The organism is Streptomyces sp. bgisy159 (assembly GCF_057707805.1).
In genome coordinates, this window is sequence record NZ_JBYIQX010000090.1 from 1 (window position 1) to 6,316 (window position 6,316).

The 6,316-nt window shown below is 63.3% G+C and carries 6 protein-coding genes; 1 reads left to right on the forward strand and 5 read right to left on the reverse strand.

Annotation, left to right across the window (positions count from 1 at the left end; genetic code table 11):
- The first annotated feature begins 145 nt into the window (after positions 1 to 145).
- Positions 146 to 640 (forward strand): DUF5959 family protein, encoded by a 495-nt coding sequence (locus AC3ET3_RS35665; RefSeq protein ID WP_435613689.1) that lies wholly within the window; start codon positions 146 to 148, stop codon positions 638 to 640.
- Between the two features lie 276 nt (positions 641 to 916).
- Here the strand turns inward: AC3ET3_RS35665 and AC3ET3_RS35670 are convergent, their stop codons facing one another.
- The 5 genes from AC3ET3_RS35670 to AC3ET3_RS35690 all read right to left on the reverse strand — a co-directional run bounded on the left by AC3ET3_RS35670 (position 917) and on the right by AC3ET3_RS35690 (position 6,146).
- Positions 917 to 2,518: a restriction endonuclease gene (locus tag AC3ET3_RS35670; RefSeq protein WP_432139395.1), complete on the reverse strand. Its 1,602-nt coding sequence runs from the start codon at positions 2,516 to 2,518 to the stop codon at positions 917 to 919.
- 371 nt (positions 2,519 to 2,889) lie between these two features.
- Positions 2,890 to 3,795, reverse strand: coding sequence for an IS3 family transposase (locus tag AC3ET3_RS35675; RefSeq protein WP_432139396.1), 906 nt, complete (start codon positions 3,793 to 3,795; stop codon positions 2,890 to 2,892).
- Positions 3,792 to 4,109 carry a transposase gene (locus AC3ET3_RS35680; protein WP_432139397.1) on the reverse strand — a complete coding sequence of 106 codons (318 nt, stop codon included), beginning with the start codon at positions 4,107 to 4,109 and terminating at the stop codon, positions 3,792 to 3,794. Before AC3ET3_RS35680 ends, AC3ET3_RS35675 begins: the two co-directional genes overlap by 4 nt.
- A 560-nt stretch (positions 4,110 to 4,669) precedes the next feature.
- A complete protein-coding gene (locus AC3ET3_RS35685; protein ID WP_432139398.1) occupies positions 4,670 to 5,560 on the reverse strand; it encodes a zeta toxin family protein in 891 nt (296 codons plus the stop codon).
- Between the two features lie 10 nt (positions 5,561 to 5,570).
- On the reverse strand, positions 5,571 to 6,146 hold the full coding sequence (locus AC3ET3_RS35690) for a hypothetical protein (protein WP_432139399.1): 576 nt from the start codon (positions 6,144 to 6,146) through the stop codon (positions 5,571 to 5,573).
- Between the last annotated feature and the right edge of the window lie 170 nt (positions 6,147 to 6,316).

Genomic DNA, 6,316 nt, shown 5'->3' on the forward strand with positions numbered 1-6,316 from the left:
CGGGAACTGTCCCGGCTTCTCCCCTCGGCCTTCGCCACATGGGCCGCCACTGTCGGCACAGCCTCGTACCGAAGGAGCGAGAACCCGGCTGAGACGGCTGGTGTACGGCAGGATGCTCGGGCCTCATCACTGCGGAAGGTAACCCATGGGCTCGACGCACGGCGTCATCGATCTGATCCACCTGGCCGACACGCCCGGCACCAGCGGTCACAGTGTCTCCGTGCGCGTCCTCGGCCGTTTTCAACCCGGGATCCTGACCGGCCACGACTTCCTCGACTGCGAGATCGTCATCGTGACGGAATCCGTCAACGCCGCTTTCCCGGTGACTCTCCTCCCTGAAGACCTGGCGGACTGGGAGGGCGCCTTGGCGGTCTTGGCGTCCGGTCGGTCCGCCCAGTGGCTCGAATCCGGGCGGACTCCTTCCATGAAGTTCAAGCCCGACGGGAGCGGCGGACTCTGGGTCTCCGTACACGACGGGCCGGCGTCAGGTGTCACGGTCACCCTCCCCTTGTTCGTGCTCCCGCCGACGTGGGTCGGCGAGCAGCGCGATCTGCTCACCCGGGTACGCGAGGTCTATCCCCGGGAGGTGGCCGAGACCTCGCCCGGCACCTACGAGTGGCGGCGAGGCACACGCGCCTGACGGCACCGCCGAGCATCTGACGGCCACGGGACGCCACGAGCAGCACAGAGCCCCTTGCCCAGGGAGAACCCGGGAGCAAGGGGCTTGATCAGTACCGCTTACTTCTTTTTGCCCTGGGTCTTGCCGGGGATCTTGGTGACCTGCGTTTGCGCTGCTCAGGGGCGGTGGGCTGGTGCGCCTGGCGGTCGTCGTTGGTCGTCCTTGGCCGCTGTCGAGCAGCCTCGGACGGCCCAGAGACGGCCCAGCTCCTCAGGCTGAGTGGGCGGCCCGCCGGCCTTAGCGTGAGGGGCGCCTCTTCGGGGGGACCGGGCCAGGGATCACATCCTTGCCAAGGTGTTCCTTGATCAGGTACTTGAGTTCCGGTCCTTCGATGAGCTGGAGTCGGCCATGTTGGCGGGCAAAGTCGTGGCTGGCCCTGCCGAACCACGATGTGGTGATCAGGACCCCCTTGGCAGCACGCTTGTGCTCGACCACTCCGGCGAGCGCCTGGACGGACTCAACACCCACGAGCTTGCTGTAGCGCTTCGCCTGAATGATGCACTCACCGTTGAAGACGGGGTCCTTACTGACGGCCACTGCGTCAACGCCCTCGTCTTTGGACGCCTGAGTGTTCCAGGCCTCCATACCGATCGCCTCGAACAGTTGGCGAATCAGGTGCTCGAACTCGGTGGGCGTCAGCTTCACCAGTACGGGCCTGCTGTCCAGGCCGGCAACTACATCCATGCTGTCCATGAGCCGGTACTTCGACAGGTCGAACTCGACGATGGGGCGGATCGGTTCGAGATCGTAGGGGTTGGGCGACACCAGAGCGTTGAGTCTCCTGAGGCACTGCGCTGGATCAACCTGACTGAGACGGAGCTTCCCGAACTGCTCCCTGCTGGCGCTGAGCGTCACGAGACAGGGTGAGACCTCCTGACCGGTAGCCCGGTCGATGGTTCTCACATGGCCGTTCAGGATCACGCCATTGATTACCCGGTCCGGATCGCCCGTCAGGACCTCGTGCACTGTCCTCAGAGCGACTTGCGCCAGGACGGAGGCGTAGATCTCCTTGCGCTCCTTCTCCGGACGAGGCAGCACGGTCGTCTCGTCTCGGTTCTTCACGTATCGGTAGCCCCGCGCGGTAGGAACGATCGCCTCAGGCGGCAAGTGGATCTCAACCAGTGCGTCACCGGTGGCAGGTCGAAAGGCAATCCGATGCTCGTGCGGGAAGCCCACTGGATACACCGACGCAGCCAGAACAGCCCCTAGATGAGCCTCGACCGCCGCGGGCTCGCCGGCCCTGTACGCCTCGCGCTCCTCGTCCAACTTCCCGTTGAAAGTCGCCACCTCGTTAAGGGCTTGCTCTTCGGCCTGGCGGTGCTCGGCACGCTTCCGCTCCAGCGTTGCCAGCCGCTTCTCCTCGGCTCGCTTGTGGCGCTCTTGTGCCTCGCCGAACCGCACACGCGCCTCAGCAACTTCAGCTTCATAGCGCTTCCTGCCAAGACCCAGGACAGCAGCCAGACCACCGGGCTCCGGTGGTGCGAACTCCTCCCATCGCGGGGAAGGCTCCGGACGAGACCAAGGACGCTCGTCTAACTTCCTCGGCGTGTGAGTCCTCCGGCGGCGCTCAAAGGTCGTCGGCGGATCGCCCACCACCGCGTCACGGAGTAACTGCCTGAGCTGCTCGACCTCGTGCTCAACCCCGATCGTGCGCACCTGCGCCTGCTCGGCCTGCTGCTCCTGATACGCAGCCTTCCGCTCGCGCTCCTGCCGCTTGCTGGCCGTCTCAGCGGCCTTGCGTTCCCTCTCCACTTGCCGTGCCTGTTGCTCCTGGGCACGTCGTAACGCCTGCTGCTGCCGCTGATAGTCGTTGCCACGGCCGCTACCCCGTTGCGCCACCTGTTTACCCCTCCCCTGGCCCTACTCCGCCACAGGGCTGCATTCCCCTTCCACACCGCAGAATCACGCAAGGCAGGGACCTCACCTCAACCGGCCCGCACGGTGCGTGCACTCAAGTCGTCGACACCTCAACCGACGACAGTCAGCCACGATGGCGGGTCTGCCGACCGACCAGGCGCGCGTGTGCCTCGCTGCACTCCCACAGACCTCAGCCACGCTGTCGCGGTGTTGTCGACCAGAGGAAGCCAGGACGGCTGGCCCGTGAGCACACTGCCTGAGCTATCAGCTTGGGAAGCTTGGGTTCCTCGACGGCGGTTGGTGCGTTGACCTGGGGCGGGGTGAAGTTTCCCGTGATCTTGGACACGGTTTTGTCACGCGGCGAGGGCGTGAGCTGTTTTCGTTCCGTGGTGGCGCTGGCGGGTCTCGTGGGGTGTGAGGTAGCCCCAGTCGGGATGCCTGCGCAGGCGCCTGCGATTGTAGTAGGTCTCGATGGATGTGAAGATGTCGGCTCGCGCGCTGGTCCGGTCATTCCAGATGCGGGTGCCGATCTCTTCCTTGAGGACGGCGAAGAAGCTTTCGGCGGCGGCGTTGTCGAAGCAGATACCGGTCCTGCCCATGCTCTGCCGTAGCCCCAACTCGTGGAGTCTGTCGCGGAATTGGGCAGAGGTGTACTCCGATCCGCGGTCCGTGTGGATGATGCAGCCGTCTTCCAGGCGGCCCAGGCCGGCGGCCATGTCGAGGGCGTCGACGACCAGGTCGGCGCGGTGGTGGTCGGCCATCGAGTAGCCGATCACTTCGCGGGTCGCCAGGTCGAGCCAGGTCGCCAGGTACAACCAGCCCTCACCAGTGGGGATATAGGTGATGTCGCCGACCACCCGCAGGCCGGGAGCGGGGGCGGTGAAGTCGCGCCCGATCAGGTCCGGGGCCGGGGCGGCCCTGCGGTCGGCGCGGGTGAGGCTGCGACGCCCGGTGCGGCGGCTGTGACCGGCGATGCCGTGTTCGCGCATCAGCCGCTCGACGCGCTTGCGGTTCACCGGGCGGCCCTGGCGGCGCAGTTCGGCGTGGATGCGCGGGACGCCATAGGTTTTCCCCGACGCGACGTGGATGACGGTGATCTCGTGGACCAGGGCGAGGTCCTCGCGCTCGCGCGCCGAGCGGGCCTGCTCTCCCGCCTCCCAGGCGTAGTACGAGGAGCGGGCAGCGCCGAGGACGGCGCACAGCAGCACGACGGTGAAGTGGGCCTTCTCCACGCGGATGAACCGGTATATCTCGCTCACCGGTCGCTCTCCTTCGCGAAGAAGGCTGTCGCTTTTTTCAGGATCTCGATCGTCTTCGCCTGGTCAGCGGCCAGCTTGCGCAGCCGCTTCAGCTCTTCCCGCTCGGCCGCGTCCAGCCCGCTACCAGTGGCCACCGACGCCCCTGCGGCAATCGGCGCCGTGCCGTTCGCCTTCTTCACCCAGCCCCGCAGGCTCTCCGAGCTGATGCCGAGTTCCCGGGCGACCTCGGTCACCGTCCGGCCCGAGGAGGCCACGAGGGCGATGGCGTCCCGCTTGAACTCCTCCGAGTACCGCTTCGTGTACTTACTTCCCACCTGGCACTGCTTCCTCTGGGCTCACACGTCCCAGTCTCCAGGTGTCCACGATCAAGGGGAAGCTTCAGGGTGGCGTTGGAGCCCTGGTTGCACCCAGCGCAAGCTCCCACTGTTCCCCGTGGTTCCCCGCAGGATCTGGCACGCGAATGGCACGGCCTCTTTGCCTCCATGGTCCCCTTGACGGCGCTGGGGCCTCGGAGTGCCTGAGCCTCAGCCGACGACAGTCAGCCACGATGGCGGGTGCGCCGACTGATCACGCACGCATATGCCTCGACGCATCCCCACCAGCCTCAGCCACGCTGCCATGTCGTTGACCAGAGCAGGTCACGCCAGCAGAAGCATGGCGGTGAGACCTTGGGTGATGACCCCTTCGTCTCGAAGCAGGTTAAGCAGGGGCGCTGCCTTGGGCCGCGTGCCTCTCACCTGCGCTGATTGTCCGTGGGCGTCCGCGCTTGTTCGCCTGTGTTGGCCTTATGATCTGGCGCGCGTCTGGCATGAACTCTTCGTTCCAGACTCTCGGCCGGGTGGACGGCTGCGGTTTGCGGTGGTTGCCGTTTCGGCTAGTTGTTCGATTCGACCCGAATTCGAATTCCGGGGTACTCGGCGACCAGCCGTCCTACTACTTGCTGGCAAACTGATGTAGTGTCAGCTCGCCCACCATGGTAGATATCAGCTACGCAATGATGCGGAACCCACCGACCCCCAAGGTGATCAACCAGGCTTCCGCCGTCAATATAGCTTTCTTCGGCTTCATTGTAGCCCTTTGCCCAACGAGCCTCCACGCGCTGCAAAGATATCGCGAAGCCCACCTCGACATCCATCAAAGATATTGAGTAGCGGGCGTCCAGTAGATGGTCGATGAGCCTTTTAGTCTTGGTGTAGGTCTTCTGTGTGCCGTCGATAACGAGATTTTCTCCCTTGCTTATCGACTCGGTCCGGGCTCGGGCTGCCAAGATGCTGGACTCCTCGTGAACCAGCGCGGCCAACTCGCGCAGATATGCTCGTGCTCTATCTTCATGGAGTTCAGGGGGGACGATAGTCTCATATTCTCCGTGCTTGAATGCCCAGCGAAGGAGCAAGTCCTTGAAATGGTCTGGGTCAATCTTGCGCCATGGCTGCCCCGGAGCGAGTTCCATGCGAACCCGCTTTTCGGCAGTCGACTTGCCTGCACCAGGCGGGCCTGCCATGACAAGGGCTATGCGACCCATGGGAACTTCTGAAGGCGTCCTCCAAAATTCCTCCAGAATTTTCTCCTGCGTCTCAATACGGAGTCTCGTCGGTACAGTTCCGGTACCCTTGAGTTGGATGAACCACTCCTGATTTGATACGGTGGCGAAAGAGGAATTCGCAGATAGAATTCCATCCGCTTCCGCTTGGATCAGTACATCCTTGTGCTCGCGTATGTCATGAGGGGTTCTCGTACGCATTGCAGGGTCGGTCACTGTCGTCACCGCCAAATTCTTATGGCCTGATTCGCAATCTTCTCATTTCTTCCAATATGTCGCCATATGTTTCGGTGGTTATAAATCCACGATCAACTGCAATCTCAAGGTCGTGGATGGTCCCTTTCTCCCAAACTGGAGGGTCATCGAAAGCGTCGGGGCTCTCAAGAGAGCTATCTGGTTCAACGGCAGGGGCATATGGCCAAGCTGCCAACTCCTTGATCAGGCTGTCCCGATCTATCTTCCCTTTTCCGTACGCCTCGGCCATATCGAGCGGGGTGAGTTTCTTGGGGAGCTCGTGATGATAGTGCAAATCTAGTCGCAATACATCCACGCGCGGCAGTTTCTTTACCGCAGCTTTCAGTCGCGGAGCTCGGAGTACTGTTTGTTCTTCGTAGGCTATTCTGAGACGGGATCTTTCTAGCCTCACATGATCCATGGGAATCGCTACGCTGCCCTGCTTGCCTGAACGCAGGCGTACGACAAGCCATGACCCACCTGCCGCGTCATCGAGAACGCCTTCCGCCCGGCCGAGGTCGACGTTGTTTTGATCGCTGGCGTTTAGACCACGCCAGCTCGTGTAGTCCTCCCGCATGCCGTCCTCCCGCAACCTGATGCCTCCCCAGAGTGATGGGACCTTCCGGCGCCCTTGGCGACGTCCTATCTCCAGCGTGGCATGCTCTCGCGACAGCGGCCTCCTGACCTGGTCAGAGGCATGTTTCAGGATGTGGCTGCACCTCGTCCTAAGCCGTGGAGCCGATCGGC

What these genes read in the sequence shown, in the direction of transcription:
- AC3ET3_RS35690 (WP_432139399.1), bottom strand. Translation starts at nt 6,146, where the DNA reads ATGCGGGAGGACTACACGAGCTGGCGTGGTCTAAACGCCAGCGATCAA.
- AC3ET3_RS35665 (WP_435613689.1), top strand. Translation starts at nt 146, where the DNA reads ATGGGCTCGACGCACGGCGTCATCGATCTGATCCACCTGGCCGACACG.